The sequence below is a fragment of the Pseudoalteromonas sp. PA2MD11 genome (assembly GCF_017808125.1).
GTDB classification, from domain to species: Bacteria; Pseudomonadota; Gammaproteobacteria; order Enterobacterales; family Alteromonadaceae; genus Pseudoalteromonas; species Pseudoalteromonas simplex.
The window spans coordinates 41,492-63,756 of sequence record NZ_JADKNF010000008.1; the positions used below are offsets into that span (position 1 = coordinate 41,492).

Below are 22,265 nucleotides of genomic sequence, written 5' to 3' on the forward strand. Positions count from 1 at the left end.
TACCTGAAAGGTGGACATTTGTATAATTAATAATTCAAAGTGAAAATTATTAGTATATAATGTATCCAAGAGTGAGACGGGCAAATTTCACTCTTAAGTTTATTAATTTAAATCATCTAGTAGGAGATGTATTTTATGATGGGTAAAACAGTTTCTTCTGAAGAAAACTCGAAATTAACGAAATGGCTTAAAACTAAACGCCACGAGAAAGGTCACACAATGCGTAGCCTTGCGCAGGTTTTAGGTACGCCGCATTCTTTTATCGGTAAAATTGAAAACCAAGAACGTCGACTAGATGTTATTGAATTCATACGTTATTGTGATGCTTTAGAAGTTGACCCGTACGAAGGTCTTAATTTGCTAAAAGACGCATAATTTTTTAGTGCTTTGTGGTGAAATAACACTACTAAAGTAATACAAATAGTGCAGGGAGGCGCTATTAAAATTTCACCATTTATCTCTCCTCTAAAATTACTTTCGTATCTAACTTGTTAAATCCCTTTGATGATAGTTGTTTTCTAGTGCATAAAGCTTATGCCTAATTAAAAATAAGAAAATTAATGAAGGTAAAACCATAAGTGCTGTCACTACAAAGAACATCGCCCAATTTCCTCCTAACCAGTCATCAATGACCACGCCGCTATAACTTGAAAGCAAAGTTCTACCTAAATTACCTAATGAAGCAAGTAGCGCATAGTGAGTGGCACTAAATGCTCGGTCGCAAAGCATAGATATAAACGCCACCATGGCAACGAGAGACCAAGCCTGTGTAAAACCATCAATAATGATTGCAAACGCGTAAAGGCTCAATTTAGGGCCTGCTATAGCAATCCAAGCGAAGGCGAGATTTGAGGCTGCCATCGCAATACCACTAATAAATAAGCCTTTAACAATGCCATATCGTTGGTTAAACAAACTACCTAGAAAGGTGAAAGCGATAGTAAGTACTGCCGTACCTACTTTTGAGAAGGTAGCAATATCGCTATTCGAGAAGCCCACTTCTTTATAAAACACGATAGACATTCGCCCTAAGAAGGCCTCGCCGATTTTAAATAAGAAAATAAAAGCTAATAAAGCCAATGCTGTTTTTACCCCGTTACGGGCGAAGAAGGTTCTAAAAGGATCAAAAACGGTTACAGCAAGCCATGCAATAACTTTAGCAAAGCGAGTTTGCGTACTACCAGCCAGCTTTTGTTGATAGGTTTGCTCAAGCTCTGCTTGAACTGCATCGCGATTTGATTCTGGTTCTTTCGCCCAAAATACGCTGCTCATTAATAGCAGCATCACGACAGATAGGAAAAAGTAAACTTGTGGCCAATCAAGTGAAGGGATGTCGGCCATATAAAACGGTAGGGCGCCTAATAGAGCATAGCCGCTCCACCAACCTGAGGTTGCCATTGCTGCCGCTGCGGTGGCTTTATGGCTCTCATTTTCTGCCAAAGTGTCGATACGAAATGCATCAATAGCAATGTCTTGAGTTGCAGATGCTATTGCAATCACTAAACACAGTGCGGCAGCAAACCAAAGGTTGGCTTTGATATCGAGCCCTGCAAGCGAAAAGGTACCAATAAAAATGACTGACTGACAGAGTAAAATCCAGCTACGGCGCTGGCCTAGCCAGTTAAATAAAAAAGGTAACTTTACACGGTCAACGAGCGGTGACCATAAAAAGTTAATGCTATATGCACCAAACACGATGCCAAACAACCCAATCATGCTGCGGCTTAGGCCTTCATCTTTTAGCCAGGCCGACATGACAGAGCCAATCAATACCCACGGAAAGCCGCTGCTAATACCAAAAATAAAAATATTAATTAAACGTTTATCTTTGAAGTATGAGAAATACTCTGAAAAAGAAAGGGTTTTTGTCATAGTGTTGCCAGTTTAAGGGGCGTGCGCCCCTATTTATTATTGATTAGCGTCAAGCACTTTTACGTTTAAGATAACAACAGGATCTTTGGGTACAAAGCTGTAACCAATTTTTTCATTGAAAGCAGTTTCGACACGCATGATTTTGTCTAGAGTTTCGTAGCCATCCATGACCATACCAAATACAGCAAAGCCCCAATCACGACCTGGATTAAGATGGTCGTTGTCGTCCATATTAAAGAAGAATTGACGCGTACCTGAGTGTGGTTTACGGTCTTGATATGCCATTGCGATACTATACATATCGTTTTTTAACCCGTTGCCACTTTCATTGAAAATAGGGTCACCTTCGTACAGACCATCGTAGTCTTTATCGTAACCACCGCCTTGAATTACAAAATCACGTTCGTTGTCTTCATCACGTTCAACACGGTGAAATACACTACCTTGATAGCTACCATCGGCAACGTAAGTTAGAAAGTTATTTACTGTAATTGGTGCCCGTGAACGATCCATTTCGACCACAATACTGCCAAGCGTAGTAACAATTTCTACGCGCGGAAACATATTGTCTTTTTGAATAAACTTACCTTCAGTCGCTGCGAATGAACTGTGAGCAAAAAACAATAAAAAACTAAGTAATAAAATGCGTTTCATGGTTAACCTTCTAAATAGGCGATTAATTCTGGGTCAGATACAATGCGTGTTATAACCTGTTCAGTCAACTTATTAAGTTGACCTTCTATTTTTGCACGGTCATGACTGAGTGGTCCTTCAAGATTTGCGTTGCCGCGGTATATCTTACTAAAGTTACTTGTACTTTTAATCACTCTTAAACCAAACTCCACATTTGCAGCACTACTGTGCGTCATCATCTTTTCGGTGACAGTTGCTTGCAATTTATGAATATCTAATTCAAAACGTGTAGTTGCTAAGTTTGAAATGTTTGCACCATTACGGCTTAGAGCACTGTCTAAGGCACTTTTCACAGAATCAGCTATTCCAGGGCTTGCAAGCGTTTTAACTTTGTCTGAACCAATGATTTTAAGGGTCACATTGTCACCACGTAAGTCAATTACGCTGGTGCTAACATTACTGTTAATAGTTGAAATTTTCCCGCCTTGATAAACGGGGTTCAAAATTAACTGATTTGGCTGATTGCTACACGCAGATAGGGCGGCTAGCAAGCACAAAGGAAGTATTTTTTTCATTTAGTTAGCTCCATTAGTTATTCTTTGTAGCACTTAGTACGACAAACTTTTTATTAGATCCTAATAGCTTACAATTGCCGAACATGCGTTTTAACTTTTCATGATAGTCTAGATGACGATTACCAATAATTCTTAATTCACCACCGTGCTTTAATGTTTGTTTTGCCTGTTTGAACATTTGCCAAGCGATATGATCGGTGACCGCTTGCGCTTGGTGGAATGGTGGGTTACATAAAACAAGGTCAACACTGTTAGGTTGAAAATCGGTTAAACAGTCGTTTTGAACAAACTCACACAGGTCTAATTGATCAGGTAAATTGTGAGTTATGTTCAATTTGGCTGATTCAACGGCCATATAGGACTCATCAACGAAGGTTACATGGGCTTTAGGGCAACGTTTGAGAGTCATTAACCCAACAACACCATTACCACAGCCTAAATCAATGATGCTGCGGGCTTTACTTGTTTGTGGCAAATAGTTAAAGAAAAAGCGCGCGCCGATATCTAATGAGTCCCGAGAAAATACATTGGCATGATTTTGAATTTCAAATTCACTGCCTTCAAGTGGCCAGTTAACAGGAAAGGGGGCTACTTTATTAAGACCACTGGTTTTACTGATAATTAAACGGGACTTTTTAACCGCTAAGCTGGTTGATGTTTCACCGATATACTGACTAAAAGTCTTTATAGTTGAGTTATGAATGTCTTTCGTTTTTCCAGCTGCAATAACATCAATGTCAGCAGGTAAAGCTGCACTGATTGCGGCAAGTTGATGCTGAAGATAGCCTAAATTGCGTGGCACTTTTAATATCACTAAGTCAACCTGATTAGGTAATGCTGCTAATGAGTCCAGTTGCGTTAAAGAATCTGTTGATAACTCATTGGTTTGTAAATTATAGCGGGTAGCTTGATGACCAATATACGAGTCGTTAACTGAATAAACTGTTAACGTATTAAAGGCACAGGATAAGGCGCCAAAACTGTCATTGAGTATCAGGATTGAATTTGCATCTGGGTAGTGCTCTTGTACATAATTGACAAGATATTCATCGCCAGAGTCCCATGCTTGAAGACTGCGATTTTTTTGATCTAACGGAAAGCGTTCTAGGGTATAGGTGTTATCACCGAGCTGTGCTTGGGTGGTCATCATGATTTTACGAAAGTATTAATGTATAGGTAAATTCTAACATGCAACAGCCAAACGCCAACCCTAATCATCTACCTGATGGGTTTTCTTACCAAGCCAATACATTGAGTGCGCAAAAAAGCCTCGAATTATTTTACTTTCTTCAGCAGCAGCTCAATTGGCAGCAACCGGCTATAAAAGTGTACGGAAAAAGCCATGTGATCCCGCGTTTGCAATGCTTTATTGCTGATCAGAGCGTAAATTATGGTTACTCGGGTTCAAAATTAATCGTTGAGCCTTGGCCAGAGGTACTTGATGCTATGCGTGTACGCTTATCAAGAACTTTGCAGATACCATTTAATGCGCTTTTAGTTAATTTGTATCGAGATGGTCATGATTGTATGGGCTGGCATAGTGACGATGAGAAAGAACTTGGTGAGCAACCAACAATCGCGTCTGTATCACTAGGGGCCGAACGTGTATTTAAAATAAAGCACAAATATAAAAATGAACAACATAGCATTGTGCTGCAAAGTGGTAGCTGTTTAATCATGAATGGTTTTAGCCAACGCGATTACCAGCATAGTTTGCCGAAGCAGCAAAGACTCAAACACCCTCGAATTAATCTTACCTTTCGTTCAATTATATAAAATCATTGGCAAATTGAGCCATGCCCTTGATATAGTAGCTGGCAATTATTTTCTTATGAAAGGTCTATGACACATGTCAATGCAACAACAAATTGAGCAAAAGCTTGCTGCGGGTATCGAATGTAAACACCTGAATGTTGTCAATGAAAGCCATATGCATAGTCGTGGAACTGAGTCGCATTTTAAAGTGGTGGTTGTGAGTGAAGAATTTGCAGGTAAACGTTTACTTGCCCGTCACCGTCAAATTAATGAGCTATTAAAAGATGAATTAGCAAATCACATTCATGCATTAGCGATTCACACATTTACTCCCGAAGAGTTCAGTGAACAACATGGACAGGCACCTGAATCACCAAAGTGCTTAGGCGGCTCAAAGTTCGACTAAATTAGCAGGACAGTCACTCAAAGTTAGAAAGACAGTCACTCAAAGTTAGCAGGACAGTCACTCAAAGTTAGCAGGACAGTCACTCAAAGTTAGAAGGACAGTCACCTAAAGTTAGAAGGACAGTCACTCTAGACTGCTGGTTACTTGGGTGTTTTAAGCTCGAAAAATTTACGTGGGTCTGAAAAGTTTTACTGATCAGACCTGTATTTTAACTATTAGCCTTTAAACTAGCGCTAATTTTTATTGTGATAGATATAGGATGATCAATGGTCATTAAGCCGAAAATTCGTGGATTTATCTGCACTAACGCGCATCCAGTAGGGTGTGCTGAGCACGTACAAGAACAAATTAATTATGTGAAAGCGCAAGGACCACTGAGCAATGCACCTAAGAATGTATTAGTGATAGGTGCGTCTACAGGTTACGGCCTAGCATCACGTATCACGGCTGCATTTGGTGGCGGTGCTAAAACGTTAGGTATTTTCTTTGAAAAAGAAGGTAGCGAACGCAAAACGGGTTCTGCAGGTTGGTACAACACAGCAGCATTCCAAGCAGCCGCTGAAGAAGCAGGTTTATGGTCTAAAAATATCAATGGCGACGCGTTTTCTAACGAAATTAAGCAAAAAGCAATTGATACTATCAAAGCTGATCTAGGTAAAATTGATTTAGTTATTTACAGCCTTGCTTCACCTCGTCGTACTGATCCAAATACAGGTGAGACTTACTCATCTACGCTTAAGCCTATTGGCTCAGATATCACTACGAAGAACCTAAACACTTCAAAGCGTGTGATTGATGAAGTAACCGTTGAAGCAGCAAGCCAAGAAGACATCGACAATACAATTAAAGTAATGGGCGGTGAAGATTGGGAAATGTGGATTGACGCATTAAAAGAAGCGGAGGTACTTGCTGATAACTTCAAAACGACTGCTTACACTTATATCGGTAAAGAGTTAACGTGGCCAATTTATGGTCATGCGACAATTGGTAAAGCGAAAGAAGATCTTGACCGTGCAACTCAAGCAATCAAAGAGTCAACAAAAGGCTTAAATGGCGAAGCGTATGTTTCTTCATTAAATGCGGTTGTGACACAAGCAAGCTCGGCAATTCCAATTATGCCTTTATATATCTCTGCTTTATTCAAAGTAATGAAAGCAGACGGTACTTACGAAGGTACTATTGAGCAAATTCATTCACTATTTACTGAAAACCTTTACGGTGAAATACCACGTTTTGACGAAGGTGGTCATTTATTCCAAAACTACAAAGAGTTAGAAGATGATGTTCAAGCTCGTGTACAACATGTTTGGGATACAGTGGATACAGATACAATTGACGAATTAACGGATTACGTGGGTTACCATAATGAGTTTTTACGTTTATTCGGTTTTGGTATCGACAGTGTAGATTACGAGCAAGATGTGAATCCTGATGTTGCGATTTCACAGCTGATCGATTAATCGCTGAACAAACTTGATTTTGTAAAGTCGCTTTTTTAAGCGACTTTTTTGTTTCTGGATGAAAATAAAACATCATCAATAGCACTTTGGTCTATATTGAATTTTATTCAAAAGGTTTTTGTAGTCTAAATAACCGTATCTGTCGTATAAATTTCATATTTGCTCTCGCATAGTCACCCTGATTGATGTTAAAATTCGGGCAATATATGTGAGGAGTTTACTGCGTTGCTTGTTTGGGGTGTTAAACAGGCTATTCTTTGATACTTAGAGTTTAACTTGAGCATATCAAATGGCGACGTGGTTGGTACGATTTTTCAGTTTCTTTCCGTTAATGTAATGCAAGTGCGTATGATCAACATAAAAAAAGGTCTGGATTTACCGATAGAGGGCGCACCTCAGCAAGTTATTCACGATGGTTCTGCCGTCAAACGTGTAGCTGTGCTAGGTGAAGAATATATTGGTATGCGTCCAACCATGCATGTTCGCGTGGATGACCAAGTCAAAAAAGGCCAGGTACTTTTTGAAGACAAAAAGAACCCAGGCGTCTTATTTACTGCACCAGCTTCTGGGGTAGTTAAAGAAATCAATCGTGGTGCTAAACGTGTGCTGCAATCTGTTGTTATTGAAGTTAATGGCAGTGAGCAAATCACCTTTGACTCTTTCAAGGCCGACGAGCTTTCGGGCTTAGACCGTGAAAAAGTTAAAGAAGTACTAGTTCAGTCAGGTCAATGGACAGCACTACGTGCTCGCCCATTCAGCAGAGTAGCTGCTTTGGATGCAAATCCTAGCTCTATCTTTGTAACGGCTATCGACACTAACCCGCTAGCTGCAGATCCTGCAGTAATCATTGCTGAGAACACTCAAGCATTTGAAGCTGGTTTAGCTGTGGTATCTCGTTTAACTGACGGCAAAGTATTTGTTTGTAAACAAGCTGGTAGCCAAGTGCCTAGTTCATCAATCCCTCAAGTAGAAGTACATGAGTTTGGTGGCAAGCATCCGGCAGGTCTTGTTGGTACACACATTCATAACTTAGACCCAGTTTCTGCTAGCAAGCAGGTTTGGCACTTAGGTTACCAAGACGTAATCGCGTTTGGTAATTTATTCCTAACAGGTGAAATCTTCACAGACCGTGTCGTTTCGCTTGCTGGTCCTCGTGTTAAAAACCCACGCTTAGTGAAAACTCAGCTAGGTGCATCTTTAGATGATTTAGTTGCTGGTGAATTAGAAGACGGTGATAACCGTGTAATTTCTGGTTCTGTATTATCAGGCGCTATCTCTCAAGGTCCACACGCGTTCTTAGGTCGTTATCATGTTCAAGTATCTGTATTACTTGAAGGTCGCGAAAAAGAGCTATTCGGTTGGATCGCACCAGGTGCTAACAAGTTCTCAGTAACACGTACCTTCTTATCTCACCTAGCTCCTAGCCGTCTATTTAACATGACGACTTCAACAGGTGGTTCGAAGCGTGCCATGGTTCCAATTGGTAGCTATGAGCGTGTTATGCCTTTAGACATCCTACCTACACTATTATTACGTGATTTAATCGCACGTGATCTTGATGGTGCTATTTCGTTAGGTGCGCTAGAGCTTGATGAAGAAGATTTAGCATTATGTACCTTCGTTTGTCCAGGTAAATACGAGTACGGTTCAATCCTACGCGATTGCTTGACTACGATCGAGAAGGAAGGCTAGAGAGATGGGTTTAAAGAAATTTCTAGAAGATATTGAGCCGCATTTTGAACCGGGTGGTAAACACGAAAAATGGTATGCGCTTTACGAAGCTGCAGCGACTATTTTCTACACGCCTGGTTATGTAAATAAAGGCAAAACACACGTTCGCGATAACATCGACCTAAAACGTATGATGATTTTAGTGTGGATGGCGACGTTCCCTGCAATGTTCTTTGGTATGTTCAACATCGGTCATCAGGCCGCTGGTGCTTTAGCGCAAGGTTTTGAACTAGCAAACACATGGCAAGTTGGTCTGTTCCAATTATTCGGTGGTGAATTAACTGCTGATTCTGGTTGGGGCGCGAAAATGTTTTACGGTGCCTGCTTCTTCCTACCAATATACGCAGTAACATTTGCTGTGGGTGGTTTCTGGGAAGTGCTATTTGCTTCAGTGCGTAAGCACGAAGTAAATGAAGGTTTCTTTGTAACATCTGTATTATTCGCACTAATCCTGCCTGCAACGATTCCTTTATGGCAAGTTGCACTAGGTATTACGTTTGGTGTTGTAATCGCTAAAGAAATCTTTGGTGGTACAGGTCGTAACTTCCTTAACCCTGCTCTTGCCGGTCGTGCGTTCTTATTCTTCGCATACCCAGCGCAAATTTCAGGTGACACAGTATGGACAGCAGTAGATTCATTCTCTGGTGCAACTATGCTTGGCCAAGCAGTGGTTGGTTCACTTGATTACAGCAACATGGAGCTATGGTGGAATGCGTTCTACGGTTTCATTCAAGGTTCTATGGGTGAGACGTCAACACTAGCACTATTAATCGGTGGTTTATTCCTAATCTATGTGCGTATCGCTTCATGGCGTATCGTACTAGGTGTATTCCTAGGTATGGTTGCAACGGCATTCTTACTAAATACAATTGGTTCAGAAACTAACGCTGTATTTGCTATGCCTTGGCACTGGCACTTAGTTCTTGGTGGTTTTGCATTTGGTATGTTCTTCATGGCAACAGACCCAGTATCTGCATCATTCACAGACAAAGGTAAGTTCGCTTACGGTGCGTTAATCGGCTTTATGGTTGTAATGATCCGTGTTGTTAACCCGGCATTCCCAGAAGGTATGATGCTAGCAATCTTATTTGCTAACTTATTTGCACCATTATTCGATCACTTTGTAGTGCAAGCTAATATCAAGCGGAGGTTGGCACGTAATGTCTAGTAATAACGAATCAATCGGCAAAACGCTAACCGTTGTTGTTGCACTATGTTTAGTGTGTGCAATCATCGTATCGTTTGCTTCAGTTCAGCTTCGTCCTTTACAGCAAGCTAACAAAACACAAGATATTCAACGCAATATCTTAGCGGCTGCAGGCATTGAAGTATCAGGTACTGTATCAGATACCTTTAACTCAAAAATTGAAGCACGTGTTGTAGACATGAACACAGGTGAGTTTGTTGAAGGTGCTGATCCTAACTCATTTGACTTCGAGAAAACAAAATTCGACCAAGCTCGTAGCTTTGCGTTGAAAGCAGAAGGAATTAAAGACATCGCTGGTATTCAGCGTATGACAAAAAATTCACCTGTATATATTTCGAAGAAACCTGATGGTTCTACAGACGCAATCATTCTACCAATCCAAGGTTATGGCCTTTGGGGTGTAATGTACGGCTTCTTAGCGCTTGAAAGCGATGGTGAAACAGTTAAAAACATCAACTTCTTCAAGCACAACGAAACGCCAGGTCTAGGTGGTGAAATCCAAAATCCACAATGGACTGCTAAATGGCAAGGTAAAGAGTTACCAATCAATATCATGAAGAGCGGTGCGAAGAACGAACATCAAATCGATGGTCTTTCTGGTGCAACATTAACTTCAAACGGTGTTGATCACACAGTTGACTTCTGGACTGGCGAGCATGGCTTTGGTCCATTCCTTGCGAAAGTACGTGAAGGAGCGTTGAAATAATGGCTGATACTAAAGAAATGAAGTCGGTCCTATTTGGCCCGGTATTCGCAAATAACCCGATCGCATTACAAGTACTAGGTATTTGTTCTGCGCTAGCGGTAACATCAAGCTTAAAAAATGCACTAATCATGTCAATCGCATTGACACTAGTAACTGCGTTTTCTAGCTTGTTTATTTCGTCAATTCGTAACCACATCCCATCATCTGTACGTATCATCGTGCAAATGACGATCATCGCATCACTTGTAATCGTTGTTGACCAAGTACTGCAAGCATTCTCTTATGCAACTGCTAAAGAGCTTTCAGTATTCGTTGGTCTAATCATTACAAACTGTATCGTAATGGGTCGTGCTGAAGCATACGCAATGAAGTCACCACCGTTAATGTCTTTCTTAGACGGTATCGGTAACGGTTTAGGCTACTCAGTAGTTCTACTAACTGTTGGTTTCATCCGTGAGTTATTCGGTAAAGGTTCACTATTCGGTGTTGATATTATCCCACTAGTACAAAATGGTGGTTGGTATCAACCAATGGGTCTATTGATTTTACCACCGAGTGCATTCTTCATTATTGGTTTATTCATCTGGGTACTTCGTACCTTCAAGAAAGACCAAGTAGAAGCAAAAGCGTAAGGGGCGAGCAGTGGAACATTATATTAGTTTATTTGTAAAAGCGGTTTTCATTGAAAACTTAGCTTTAGCCTTCTTCCTAGGTATGTGTACTTTCCTTGCTGTATCAAAGAAAGTAACAACGTCAATCGGCCTAGGTGTGGCAGTTATCGTGGTACTAGGTATCTCAGTACCTGTAAATAACTTGGTTTATCACGCTGTTCTTGCACCAGGTGCATTAGAGTGGCTTGGCTACCCAGAAGCAGACCTTAGCTTCTTACGTTTCTTGACTTTCATCGGTGTTATTGCAGCACTTGTACAAATTCTTGAAATGGCATTAGATAAGTTCTTCCCTGCACTTTACAACGCGTTAGGTATCTTCTTACCACTGATCACAGTTAACTGCGCGATCTTCGGTGCGGTATCTTTCATGGTTGAGCGTAACTATAACTTCGGCGAGTCTGTTGTTTATGGTATCGGTTCAGGTGTGGGCTGGGCACTAGCAATTACTTTACTTGCTGGTATCCGTGAAAAAATGAAGTACTCAGACGTTCCTGATGGCTTACGTGGTTTAGGTATTACTTTCATCACTGTTGGTCTTATGGGTCTTGGCTTTATGTCATTCTCTGGTATTTCACTTTAATAGGTAGCGAGGATAAATCATGAATGAGATTTTCTTAGGCGTTGGTGTTTTCATCGCTATCGTTGTTATTTTAGTTTTAGTTATCATTGGTGCTAAATCTAAATTAGTAGCAAGCGGCGATATCATCATCGGAATTAATGGCGACCCAGAAAAAGCTATTAAAACATCTGCAGGTAGCAAGCTATTAGGCGCGCTAGCTGATTCAGGTATCTTCGTTTCATCTGCATGTGGTGGCGGTGGCTCTTGTGGTCAGTGTCGTGTACACATCAAAGAAGGTGGCGGTGATATCTTACCAACAGAACTTGATCACATCTCTAAAGGTGAAGCTCGTGAAGGCTGCCGTTTAGCGTGTCAGGTAAATGTTAAGAACGACATGGAAATTGAACTTGAAGAGTCAATTTTCGGTGTTAAGAAGTGGGACTGTACTGTTATCTCTAACGATAACAAGGCAACGTTCATCAAGGAACTTAAGTTACAAATTCCTGATGGCGAGTCAGTACCTTTCCGTGCCGGTGGTTATATTCAAATTGAAGCACCAGCTCACCACGTTAAATACGCTGATTTCGATATTCCAGAAGAGTATCGTGGCGACTGGAACCACTTCGGTTTCTTCGATCTGGAGTCTAAAGTAGACGACGAAACAATTCGTGCATACTCAATGGCTAACTACCCAGAAGAAGAAGGCATCATCATGCTTAACGTGCGTATCGCTACGCCGCCGCCAAGAGACCTAAGCCTTCCATGTGGTAAAATGTCTTCGTACATTTGGTCATTAAAAGAAGGTGATAAAGTGACTATCTCTGGTCCATTCGGTGAGTTCTTCGCGAAAGACACTGATGCAGAAATGGTATTCGTAGGTGGTGGTGCAGGTATGGCGCCAATGCGTTCACATATTTTTGACCAACTTAAGCGTTTACAGTCTAAGCGTAAGATGAGCTTCTGGTATGGTGCGCGTTCTAAGCGTGAAATGTTCTACGTAGAAGATTTCGACGGCTTAGCAGCAGAAAATGATAACTTTGTATGGCATACAGCACTGTCTGATCCACAACCAGAAGATAACTGGGAAGGTTACACAGGCTTCATCCATAACGTACTTTATGAAAACTACTTGAAAGATCATGAAGCGCCAGAAGATTGTGAGTTCTATATGTGTGGTCCTCCAATGATGAACGCGGCTGTTATCAACATGCTTAAAGATCTTGGTGTAGAAGACGAAAACATCTTATTAGATGACTTCGGTGGCTAACACCATACACAAAACAATTAGTTTTGGTTAGAATACAGGCCTCGTAGCACTTAGTGTTACGAGGCTTTTTTATTTCTATACCGAACTCCGTGGTATCTACAAGGTGAATGCTATGAATAGAGTGTTTTATCGCCAAGGCTTGATGGCCTTTTTCCTATTAACTATGACTTTACTCATGGCTGGCTGCGGTCAATCAGATAAGGCTGAAGAGCTTTATTTTGAAGGTAAGACAATGGGCACCACTTATCACATTAAGGTGTTTGCAGAGTCTTCAAAGGTTGCAGGTGTTGATTTGCACCCGGAAATTAAGCAAGTGCTTAAAGATGTAAATCAATCTATGTCGACTTACATTCCTGATTCAGAAATTAACCAGTTCAATCAGTTACCAGCAGGGCAGGTAATGCCAATAAGCGCTGATTTTAGAAACGTGGTAGCTGAATCAATTCGCCTTGGTGAATCAACAAAAACGTTAGATGTGACCATGGGGCCACTTATTGACTTGTGGGGCTTTGGTCCAGATAAAAAGCCGACTAAACGCCCAAGCGATGAAGCCTTGGCCGCAATGGTTGCCAAAATTGGTGTTGATAAGCTTGAACTTACAGATGCTGGTCTTATGAAGACGATTGATGGTTTAGAGCTCTCGTTTTCGGCTACAGCCAAAGGTTACGGCATTGATAAAGTAGCACAAGTGATAGAAAGCCATGGTTTCACTAATTATATGGTTGAGATTGGTGGTGAGCTTCGTGTGTCGGGTATTAAGCCAAACAACATCACTTGGAAAATAGCTATTGAGCAGCCTGATGCTGAGCCTGGCGTGCGTAAAGTACATAAAGTAATAGAGCCGGGTACTAATGGTATTGCGACATCCGGTGATTACCGAATTTTTTACGAAATGGATGGTGTTACCTATAGCCACTTAATTGACCCTGTAACAGGCATGCCGAGCCGTCATGATTTGGTATCAGTTACTGTTTTACACCCATCAGCGATGACTGCAGATGGGTTAGCGACGGCAATTACAGTGATGGGCATGGAAAAGGCGCAGAAATACGCCGAAGAGCACGATTTGCCGGTGTACTTAATTGGTAAGTCAGACAATGGTTTAGTAACTTATTCAAGCCCTGCATTTAAACCATATTTGTAGCAGGGCAAGAAGCAGTTTATACCCAAGCCGCCTCAAGATGCAGAATTCAGCGTTCCACAGGGCTTAATATCAAGGCGTTACTTGGCAACAATGGCAGTCCCAGAACTAACAACGATGAGAGTAAGCGCCTGTGAAGCGCCCAAACGGTTGGTTTAAAAGCGATTTATACCGCGTTATTGATTTTAACAATAGAACCACTATTGCTTGCAATCAATGCCTTGCCTAAATCGCTTTTAATTCTAACTGAAACTCGCACCTTGAGGTGGTTTAGGTATATAATACATGCAGCCTAATTAATTAGGCTCGATTTAATTGCTGACGATAGGGGCAAAGCAATGTCACTTTTTCTTCTTACATTTGGTCTACTTATTTTAATTGTGGCGGCGATGGCTGTCGGAATGATTGTGCAAAAGAAATCTATGGCCAGTAGTTGTGGTGGCTTAGGCGCTGTTGGTATCGACAAAGCTTGCGACTGCGACGACCCATGTGACAAGCGTAAAAAGCGCATGGCAAAAGAACAAGTCTGGAAAGAGAATCAAATTCTTTAACTACAAAAAAGCGCCCAAAGGCGCTTTTTTAATACCTAAATTTTACAAGGACAGTCACTTTAAAACTATTTTGAATATTTACAAAGACAGTCACTTTTATCCATGAACTCATTTTTGCAGTAAAAAAGATATTGCCTAAACTTTAATTACATTTAATGCATTTTAAATTATCAGTTCAAGGAGTGGACGATGGCTTTAGCAAGGAAGCGGCAAATCTGTTTGTCAAACACCAAATATTATCATTGTGTATCTCGTTGCGTCAGACGCGCTTACCTTTGTGGAGAAGACGCACTCACAGGTAAATCATATGAACACCGCCGAGTGTGGGTTGAACAGCGTCTGCTTGCTCTTGCAAAGGTATTTTGCATTGATGTGTGTGCTTATGCGGTGATGAGTAACCATACACATGTTGTGCTTTATATTGATGATAAAAAAGCAAATAGGTTATCGGATAAGGCCATCCTTTTACGCTGGTATAAGCTCAGTAAAATGACGCCTTTAGGTCAAAAAGCCCTTCATGGTGAGCCGTTAAGTGATGGTCAACAAGTCTTCTTAAATAAAGAGGTTGCAGAATACAGAACGCTCCTTTCGAGCATTAGTTGGTTCATGCGAATGCTCAATGAGTATATCGCCAGACGTGCAAATAAAGAAGACGAGTGTACAGGGCATTTTTGGGAAGGGCGCTTTAAAAGCCAAGCTCTCCTTGATGAATCAGCGCTTTTAGCCTGCATGGCCTATGTTGATTTAAACCCTGTTCGTGCTAAAGCTGCGAGCACGCCGGAACAATCGGACTATACCAGTTTCAAAAAGCGATGCGAAAGCGCGAAGGAGTCAAAGCAACCTAAGGTACTAGCTCGTTTTATTGGTGGCATGAGTAAGTATAAATCAAAGGGTATACCTTTTGAGTTAAAGTCATACTTGTTACTGGTAGAGCAAACTGGGCGTTGTATCAGCGCTGATAAGCCGGGATATATAGAGCATCATTTACCTCCTATTCTTGAAAGGCTAAATTTCGAAGCTGAAAGCTGGTTAACACTAACAACTCAATTTGAAAACTTATTTCGTGGAGCTGCAGGTCGAGTGGGGGCTATCGAAAGTTATTGCAGTAAAACTGCGCGTAAGCGACGAAGTAACCTAGCAAGCTGTAAGTTATTACTTGCTAGTTAATCTTAAATTTCTCTCGACTTTTATTTTTTGCAAACTCTTGCAGCTAATTTGTGCTTTTAATTCTCATAAAGCTAAATCTTTTATATTGGTTTTTATTATTAGATTAAGCTAATAGGGTGTTTTGCCTGCACAGCTATTATTTTAGGTTACAAATTTAAGGTATTTGGAGATTTAACAGGCACTTTTAACAGTGCCTGTTCTTTTAAATCGTGTTCAATCTAAATTAATTAGCTCAGCCCCTAAAACTGCGTACTTATTTTTGCCATTTGCTTGTAAGAAAAAGGCTGCAGGTGCATGAAGTGAAGGTATTGATGTAAATACACTTTTGCATGCGTAAACTGGCCAATTTGTGGCGTTTTCTAGCATATTAATATCGCCAGAAAAGCAACTATACCCTTGTATTAAAAGCTCTTTATATTTATTTTCGGTAAGCGTTAACGACTCATTTAAAACAAAGCTGTTACCTACCTTAAAGTTCAGGCTGCTTGCATCTAAACTCGTGTAACCTTGGCGGATACTGCTTATATCCCCCAACTCTTTAATAATGGGTGACTGTCCTTTGTTGTTTATTGCTATATCTATCTGGTAATCACCTAGCTCACTCTTTACAGTTACATCATCTATTAGTAAGTCTACCCAATTGTCTTTAGTGTTAAATGGAATGGCGTGGTACTGGGCTATTTTAGCGCTTTTCCATTCCTGTGAAGTTATTGAATCAATAGTCTTTTTATATAAAACACGGTTAACTTTACGTGCTATTTGGCGATTTGGGTCGTTTGGGTAAGCGCCTGATTCAATTAATATAGTTCGGATACCTTTTTCTGAAAAAGTATCTCCAAAACTGCGATAAGAGTAACTGTCGTTGTACTTCCCCAAGTGCCCTGGGATTATGGTTTCAACCGTTTTGGCTAAATGAGCAATAAATTGCATAGCCTCACCACGAATTTTATTCACTTCTCTTGCTTCATTATAGGCGGGTGCTAGCACTGAAATAGTGGCTTGTTTTCCCATTTTGCCGGCACCGTAATAGGCATTCTGATCATGTAAATTAAAGCCGAAATCAGGTTTGAATTCATCAGCCGCAGTCATGAGTATTTGTCCTTCTTTTGTGCGAAGAGCTTTTGCATCACGATTTAAATCAATACCTTGTGCATTATGGCGAGTTTGAACAGCTGCGCCATCCGGGTTCACCATAGGGATGATAAGAAGGGTTATGTTCTGTTGCCAGCTTTCTAGCCATTGTGCGTTTTCATCTGCGGTTATAAAGCTTAAAAAATCCATTAGTGCGGCAGTAGCTGTGTTTTCGTCGCCGTGCATTTGGCTCCACATCATCACTTTGATTGGGCCGGTGCCGATTTTTAGAGAATTAAGTGCCTGTCCTTGGAAAGAGGTGCCGATTTGTTTTAGTGTGACGCTGGGATGTTTTGCTGCGCGTTTTAAGTGGGGTTCTATATCGGCGTAGTAAATCGCAGGTTTATCTAAGCCAGCTACAGCTGTGTCTTCAATCGTATTTGCAAGTGTACTGGTACTTAGTGCTAAAAGGGCTGTGGCGAGTACATATAGTCGCATAATTATCTCTTTTATTCTTTGTTTTGATATTTGTAAGAATATTATATTTCAACTTGTTTGGCTAATCCTTGTTCAGTAATAAAGCTTCGATTGCTGCTGACTAAGTATGCTTTAAATCGCTATTTTTATGCTATTTTCTTTTTCTTCATTGCTTTTCGCTATATAAAATACAGTATTAATTTTAATTACTTAGCTTAAAAAAAAGACTGCTTTTTTACGCTTTGTTATCAAATTGATAAACAACACTTAACCTTGCGTCTTTAAATTCTACTTGTACCGTCTGTTGACTTTGTTATACTCCACATCGAAATTTCAGTAATTACTGAAACTTTATTGATGAAGATCATGTTACCGCATTTAAAAATAGGGTAAGCCACTTACCTGAAATGCAGTAAAAGCGATAAAAGGCGTGAGTTTTGCGAGCAATTAATCAGTCACAAGGCGTCAAACAGTCTAGTTTAGCTAGATTGCAATTGGCTGCGCGTGCGTTTTTTGCTGGTAAAGAATTAATGTCAGTTTTAGCCTTGTTGCTGATTAATTCAGCCATGCTAATCAACGGTACATTAGAAGATGCTCACGGGCTAAGAAGCTTATTAAGCGAAGGTGCTTTATACGAAACACCATTACTTAATGTCTTGAGCTTTTTAGCTTACCCAGTGGTGTCTTGCCAGTTACTAATTGGTCTATGCTGGTTGGTCTTCCATTTCTTCCCTGCGCGTCGTGCAGGTGTCATTTTACGTAAAGCGGCCTTCGCTGCGCGTGAAACGATAAAGTCTTTAGTAGTACACAGTGCTCATGGCTGTCGTGCTCCTCCTCGTGTAAGTGGTTGTCTGTAAATAAGCTTTGTTGCTTAAGTTCAGCCATTTTAGTCGTTTACTAAGTTGTCTTTACTAAGCACCTAGTGGGTTTTTTACGCCCAAATTTCAGTCAGCCAACCTAAAGTCCCTCACTTTTTAGCGTGTCGATTTGTCGTGCTCGTTAATCAGCAGGGGATATCTGTAGCATCTGTTGCAGAAAAGCGTCGTGTACTTATTTCGACAAGTGTTAACTTTTAGGTTGTAGGATATTCCTTTGTCAATTCGAAACCTTTGTAATATTGCTCTAGCGTCTTTAGTGCTGGCTTTGTCTGGCTGTAAAGGCGGGGTACTCGATCCAAAAGGTCAAATTGGTGTCGACGAGAAGTATTTAATTATCGTAGCTACGGTGTTAATGCTGATTGTTGTAATTCCAGTTATTGTCATGACAATTTATTTTGCATGGAAATACCGTGATGGACGAGATCAAGAAATTTACGCTCCAAAGTGGGCGCACTCAAACAAGATTGAAGCTGTAGTTTGGACCATTCCTATCATCATCGTTGCGATTTTAGGTGTGATCACGTGGCAGTCAACGCAACAGCTTGACCCATATAAACCACTTGAGGGTAAAGGTAAGCACCTTACTGTTGAGGTTGTTTCTTTGAACTGGAAATGGCTATTCATTTATCCAGAGCAAGGCATCGCCACAGTGAATGAGCTTGTTTTTCCTGCCAATGTGCCAGTGCAGTACAAGATCACCTCAGAAAGCACCATGAACTCGTTTTTCATTCCACAGCTTGGTAGCCAAATTTATTCAATGGCAGGCATGGAAACAAAGCTTCATTTAATTGCTGATGAGCCGGGTACTTTTAAAGGCTTCTCTGCTAACTACAGTGGTGCAGGTTTCACAGGTATGAAGTTCGATGCCATTGCAACAGCCACTGAAGCTGATTTCGATGCATGGGTAAACAAAGTAAAAAATACTGGTTCTGCATTGACTAAGCAAAGCTATGTTGAACTTGCAAAACCAAGTGAATACGACCCAGTTAAATACTATGCCAGCGTAGATAAAGATATGTTCCATTCAATCGTAATGAAATATATGCAAGCGCATGGCTCTCACGGTGCAATGCAACACGCTATGCCAGAGCACTCAGCTCATAAGAAGCGCAGCGAGGACGAGGAATAATCATGTCGTTGTTAGGTAAATTAACATTAGACGCAATCCCGTTTCATGAACCAATTATCATGGTTACCATGACGGTTGTTGCTGTCTTAGGTCTGTTAGTGGCAGGCTTAGTAACAAAATATAAAAAGTGGGGCGTGATTTGGCACGACTGGATCACCTCAATTGACCATAAGCGTTTAGGTGTTATGTACATCATTCTTGCGCTTATCATGCTTTTCCGTGGTTTCGCGGATGCCATTATGATGCGACTGCAATTAGCAATGGCTACTGGCGGTGCAAGTGGTTACTTACCACCAGAGCACTATGACCAAATATTTACGGCACACGGGGTGATCATGATCATCTTTATGGCGATGCCGTTTATGATTGGTTTAATGAACATCATTTTACCTCTGCAAATTGGTGCCCGTGATGTTGCATTCCCATTCTTAAATAACCTTAGCTTTTGGTTAACTGCTGGCGGTGCAATCCTAATCAATATCTCATTATTCTTTGGTGAGTTTGCGAAAACGGGTTGGGTTGCATATCCACCGTTGTCTGAATTGTCATTCAGTCCAGGTGTCGGGGTCGACTATTATATATGGGCCTTGCAGATATCCGGCTTGGGTACCTTATTAACATCGGTAAACTTCTTAGCGACTGTATTTAAAATGCGTGCACCAGGCATGACATTAATGAAAATGCCTATTTTTACTTGGGCATGTACGTGGGCGAATATCTTAATTGCAGCATCGTTCCCAATTTTAACTGCTGTACTGGCTATGTTAACGCTTGATCGTTATCTCGATTTCCACTTCTTCACGAATGAATTAGGTGGTAACGCTATGATGTACATCAACTTATTCTGGGCATGGGGTCACCCTGAGGTTTACATTCTGATCTTACCTGCGTTTGGTATTTTCTCAGAAGTTATCTCAACGTTTGCTGGTAAACGCCTGTTTGGTTATAAGTCGATGGTTTATGCAAGCGGTGCAATTTCGATTTTAGGTTTTATCGTTTGGCTTCATCACTTCTTTACTATGGGCTCAAGCGCTAACGTTAATGCCTTCTTTGGCGTTATGACCATGGTTATTGCGGTACCGACCGGGGTTAAGTTGTTTAACTGGCTGTTCACTATTTATCGTGGTCGTTTACGTATTACTGTGCCTGTCCTTTGGACTTTAGGTTTTATGGTGACGTTCACTATCGGTGGTATGACGGGTGTTCTACTTGCTATTCCTGGTGCTGACTACGTATTACATAACAGCTTATTCTTAATCGCTCACTTCCATAACACCATTATTGGTGGTGCGGTATTTGGTTACTTAGCAGGTTTTGCTTACTGGTTCCCTAAAGCAATGGGCTTCAAGCTTGATGAAAGCTGGGGCAGAAAGTCTTTCTGGTGTTGGTTAATTGGTTTCTTCGTGGCATTCATGCCGTTATACGTACTTGGTTTCTTAGGTATGACACGTCGCTTAAACCACACTAACAACCCTGATTGGAATATCTGGTTATACATTGCAGCTGGCGGTGCGGTAATCATTCTGTTCGGTATCTTATTCCAAGTTGTACAACTTGTAGTGAGCTTTAAAAACCGCGAGCAACTTGATGATACTACGGGCGATCCGTGGAATGGCCATACTCTTGAGTGGGCATCTGCTTCACCTCCGCAGTACTACAACTTTGCAAAAATTCCTCATGTTGATGACATCGATGCGTGGACAGACATGAAAGAGAAAGGCTTAGCTTACAAGCAAGAAGCCTCTTATAGCCCAATTCATATGCCAAAAAATACATCGGCAGGTGTATTAATGAGCGCGGCTTTAACAACCTTCTGTTTTGCCATGATCTGGCACATTTGGTGGCTTGCAGCCTTTGGTTTACTGGGTGCTATCGTGGTGTTCATCAAACGTTGTTACACCAGCGATGTTGATTACTACGTGCAACCAGATGAAATTGTTGAACTAGAAACGGCTCACAATACAGCCGCTACAAAGGAGGTGAATGCATGAGTAGCATTTCTGCAGGACTCGACACCTTAAACGGCGCACACGGTCATGTCGATGCACATGACCATGAGCACCACGATACAGGCGGTAACACCGTATTTGGTTTCTGGCTTTATCTTATGACTGACTGTCTGTTGTTTGCATCATTTTTTGCAACCTACGCAGTATTGTTCATGAACACTGCTGGCGGTGTGTCGGGTAAAGATATTTTTGAACTTGATTTTGTTGCGGTTGAAACCGCAGCTCTACTACTTAGTAGTATCACATTTGGCTTTGCGATGATCTCTGCTCACGGGCAGAAAAAGGCGGCTACGTTAACTTGGTTGCTGGTTACCTTTGCCTTTGGTGCAGTGTTTATTGGTATGGAAGTGTACGAATTTCATCACCTAATTGCGCACGGTAATGGCCCTCAGCAAAGTGCCTTTTTAACATCGTTCTTCTCTTTAGTGGGCTTACATGGTCTTCACGTTACAGCGGGTCTTATTTGGATGACTGTCCTGATGATTGAAGTTGTGCGCCGTGGTTTAAACCCACAAACAGTGACACGCCTAAGTTGTTTAAGCCTATTCTGGCACTTCTTAGATGTGGTGTGGATCTGTGTATTTACCGTTGTTTATTTAATGGGAGCAATGTAATGAGTCACAGTGAATCACATGTAATTAATAACTTAGAAGTTCATGCACATAATGAGCAATCACATGGCAGCGTTAAAGACTATTTAATTGGTTTTCTACTGTCAGTGGTTTTAACGGCTATTCCTTTTTGGGCTGTGATGAGTGGTTCGTTTTCTAAAACGACCACTGCATGGTGCATCGTGAGCATGGCGATTGTGCAAATTTGGGTGCATTTGAAATATTTCTTACACCTAAACTTCAAAACTGAAGGCGGCAAGGCAAGTTCATTGTCGTTTATCTTTAGTGCTTTAATCACTGTAATGGTGGTTGGTTTGTCGGTGTGGATCATCTACGAATCGAACGCCATGATGATGTACTAATAACAATTACTTTGTAATTGGTAAAAG

Annotated in this window: 23 protein-coding genes; 18 read left to right on the top strand and 5 right to left on the bottom strand. The window is 41.0% G+C overall.

The genetic code is table 11. From position 1 onward, the window contains the following. The first annotated feature begins 135 nt into the window (after nucleotides 1-135). Complete coding sequence (locus ISP07_RS10500) at nucleotides 136-375, top strand: helix-turn-helix domain-containing protein (protein WP_054554271.1); 240 nt, start codon at nucleotides 136-138, stop codon at nucleotides 373-375. A 108-nt stretch (nucleotides 376-483) separates the two neighbouring features. Here the strand turns inward: ISP07_RS10500 and ISP07_RS10505 are convergent, their stop codons facing one another. The 4 genes from ISP07_RS10505 to ISP07_RS10520 are packed head-to-tail and all read right to left on the bottom strand — an operon-like array spanning nucleotide 484 to nucleotide 4,227. Continuing rightward, nucleotides 484-1,872 (bottom strand): AmpG family muropeptide MFS transporter, encoded by a 1,389-nt coding sequence (locus tag ISP07_RS10505; RefSeq protein ID WP_209327595.1) that lies wholly within the window; start codon nucleotides 1,870-1,872, stop codon nucleotides 484-486. 36 nt (nucleotides 1,873-1,908) lie between these two features. Beyond that, nucleotides 1,909-2,526 (bottom strand): peptidylprolyl isomerase, encoded by a 618-nt coding sequence (locus ISP07_RS10510; RefSeq protein ID WP_054554273.1) that lies wholly within the window; start codon nucleotides 2,524-2,526, stop codon nucleotides 1,909-1,911. A gap of 2 nt (nucleotides 2,527-2,528) precedes the next feature. After that, complete coding sequence (locus ISP07_RS10515; RefSeq protein WP_054554274.1) at nucleotides 2,529-3,080, bottom strand: YajG family lipoprotein; 552 nt, start codon at nucleotides 3,078-3,080, stop codon at nucleotides 2,529-2,531. A gap of 13 nt (nucleotides 3,081-3,093) precedes the next feature. Further along, nucleotides 3,094-4,227 carry a methyltransferase gene (locus ISP07_RS10520; RefSeq protein ID WP_209327648.1) on the bottom strand — a complete coding sequence of 378 codons (1,134 nt, stop codon included), beginning with the start codon at nucleotides 4,225-4,227 and terminating at the stop codon, nucleotides 3,094-3,096. A 41-nt stretch (nucleotides 4,228-4,268) separates the two neighbouring features. On the opposite strand from ISP07_RS10520, the gene ISP07_RS10525 reads away from it, so the two are divergent. From ISP07_RS10525 to ISP07_RS10580, 12 genes are all read left to right on the top strand, one after another. Further along, on the top strand, nucleotides 4,269-4,856 hold the full coding sequence (locus ISP07_RS10525; protein WP_209327596.1) for an alpha-ketoglutarate-dependent dioxygenase AlkB family protein: 588 nt from the start codon (nucleotides 4,269-4,271) through the stop codon (nucleotides 4,854-4,856). A 73-nt stretch (nucleotides 4,857-4,929) separates the two neighbouring features. Further along, nucleotides 4,930-5,241, top strand: a complete 312-nt coding sequence (locus tag ISP07_RS10530) for a BolA family protein (protein WP_054554277.1) — start codon at nucleotides 4,930-4,932, stop codon at nucleotides 5,239-5,241. A gap of 266 nt (nucleotides 5,242-5,507) precedes the next feature. Beyond that, nucleotides 5,508-6,701: an enoyl-ACP reductase FabV gene (gene fabV, locus ISP07_RS10535; RefSeq protein ID WP_209327597.1), complete on the top strand. Its 1,194-nt coding sequence runs from the start codon at nucleotides 5,508-5,510 to the stop codon at nucleotides 6,699-6,701. A 348-nt stretch (nucleotides 6,702-7,049) separates the two neighbouring features. Next, entirely contained in the window at nucleotides 7,050-8,393 is a 1,344-nt protein-coding gene (locus ISP07_RS10540) for a Na(+)-translocating NADH-quinone reductase subunit A (RefSeq protein ID WP_054562348.1), read from the top strand. A 4-nt stretch (nucleotides 8,394-8,397) separates the two neighbouring features. Next, nucleotides 8,398-9,600 carry an NADH:ubiquinone reductase (Na(+)-transporting) subunit B gene (locus ISP07_RS10545; RefSeq protein ID WP_054554279.1) on the top strand — a complete coding sequence of 401 codons (1,203 nt, stop codon included), beginning with the start codon at nucleotides 8,398-8,400 and terminating at the stop codon, nucleotides 9,598-9,600. Beyond that, nucleotides 9,593-10,345 (top strand): Na(+)-translocating NADH-quinone reductase subunit C, encoded by a 753-nt coding sequence (locus ISP07_RS10550; protein WP_054562304.1) that lies wholly within the window; start codon nucleotides 9,593-9,595, stop codon nucleotides 10,343-10,345. Before ISP07_RS10545 ends, ISP07_RS10550 begins: the two co-directional genes overlap by 8 nt. Beyond that, entirely contained in the window at nucleotides 10,345-10,977 is a 633-nt protein-coding gene (locus tag ISP07_RS10555; protein ID WP_054554281.1) for an NADH:ubiquinone reductase (Na(+)-transporting) subunit D, read from the top strand. Before ISP07_RS10550 ends, ISP07_RS10555 begins: the two co-directional genes overlap by 1 nt. 10 nt (nucleotides 10,978-10,987) lie before the next feature. Continuing rightward, entirely contained in the window at nucleotides 10,988-11,596 is a 609-nt protein-coding gene (gene nqrE / locus ISP07_RS10560) for an NADH:ubiquinone reductase (Na(+)-transporting) subunit E (protein WP_016708692.1), read from the top strand. Between the two features lie 19 nt (nucleotides 11,597-11,615). Then, nucleotides 11,616-12,842 (top strand): NADH:ubiquinone reductase (Na(+)-transporting) subunit F, encoded by a 1,227-nt coding sequence (nqrF, locus tag ISP07_RS10565; protein ID WP_130052183.1) that lies wholly within the window; start codon nucleotides 11,616-11,618, stop codon nucleotides 12,840-12,842. Between the two features lie 112 nt (nucleotides 12,843-12,954). Beyond that, nucleotides 12,955-13,986 (top strand): FAD:protein FMN transferase, encoded by a 1,032-nt coding sequence (locus ISP07_RS10570; RefSeq protein WP_138618069.1) that lies wholly within the window; start codon nucleotides 12,955-12,957, stop codon nucleotides 13,984-13,986. 335 nt (nucleotides 13,987-14,321) lie between these two features. Further along, nucleotides 14,322-14,534 (top strand): (Na+)-NQR maturation NqrM, encoded by a 213-nt coding sequence (gene nqrM / locus ISP07_RS10575; protein ID WP_055020649.1) that lies wholly within the window; start codon nucleotides 14,322-14,324, stop codon nucleotides 14,532-14,534. Nucleotides 14,535-14,723: 189 nt separating this feature from the next. Beyond that, a complete protein-coding gene (locus ISP07_RS10580) occupies nucleotides 14,724-15,701 on the top strand; it encodes a transposase (RefSeq protein WP_209327598.1) in 978 nt (325 codons plus the stop codon). Between the two features lie 213 nt (nucleotides 15,702-15,914). Here ISP07_RS10580 and ISP07_RS10585 read toward each other — a convergent pair whose 3' ends face one another. Continuing rightward, entirely contained in the window at nucleotides 15,915-17,270 is a 1,356-nt protein-coding gene (locus tag ISP07_RS10585; RefSeq protein ID WP_209327599.1) for a M14 family zinc carboxypeptidase, read from the bottom strand. 416 nt (nucleotides 17,271-17,686) lie between these two features. On the opposite strand from ISP07_RS10585, the gene ISP07_RS10590 reads away from it, so the two are divergent. The 5 genes from ISP07_RS10590 to cyoD all read left to right on the top strand — a co-directional run bounded on the left by ISP07_RS10590 (nucleotide 17,687) and on the right by cyoD (nucleotide 22,238). Beyond that, nucleotides 17,687-18,106 carry a hypothetical protein gene (locus ISP07_RS10590; protein WP_063706310.1) on the top strand — a complete coding sequence of 140 codons (420 nt, stop codon included), beginning with the start codon at nucleotides 17,687-17,689 and terminating at the stop codon, nucleotides 18,104-18,106. A gap of 235 nt (nucleotides 18,107-18,341) precedes the next feature. Further along, nucleotides 18,342-19,256: a ubiquinol oxidase subunit II gene (cyoA, locus tag ISP07_RS10595; protein ID WP_209327600.1), complete on the top strand. Its 915-nt coding sequence runs from the start codon at nucleotides 18,342-18,344 to the stop codon at nucleotides 19,254-19,256. 2 nt (nucleotides 19,257-19,258) lie between these two features. Then, nucleotides 19,259-21,247, top strand: coding sequence for a cytochrome o ubiquinol oxidase subunit I (cyoB, locus tag ISP07_RS10600; protein WP_209327601.1), 1,989 nt, complete (start codon nucleotides 19,259-19,261; stop codon nucleotides 21,245-21,247). Then, nucleotides 21,244-21,879 (top strand): cytochrome o ubiquinol oxidase subunit III, encoded by a 636-nt coding sequence (cyoC, locus tag ISP07_RS10605; protein WP_054554290.1) that lies wholly within the window; start codon nucleotides 21,244-21,246, stop codon nucleotides 21,877-21,879. Before cyoB ends, cyoC begins: the two co-directional genes overlap by 4 nt. Then, on the top strand, nucleotides 21,879-22,238 hold the full coding sequence (cyoD, locus tag ISP07_RS10610; RefSeq protein ID WP_209327602.1) for a cytochrome o ubiquinol oxidase subunit IV: 360 nt from the start codon (nucleotides 21,879-21,881) through the stop codon (nucleotides 22,236-22,238). Before cyoC ends, cyoD begins: the two co-directional genes overlap by 1 nt. Nucleotides 22,239-22,265: the final 27 nt, after the last annotated feature.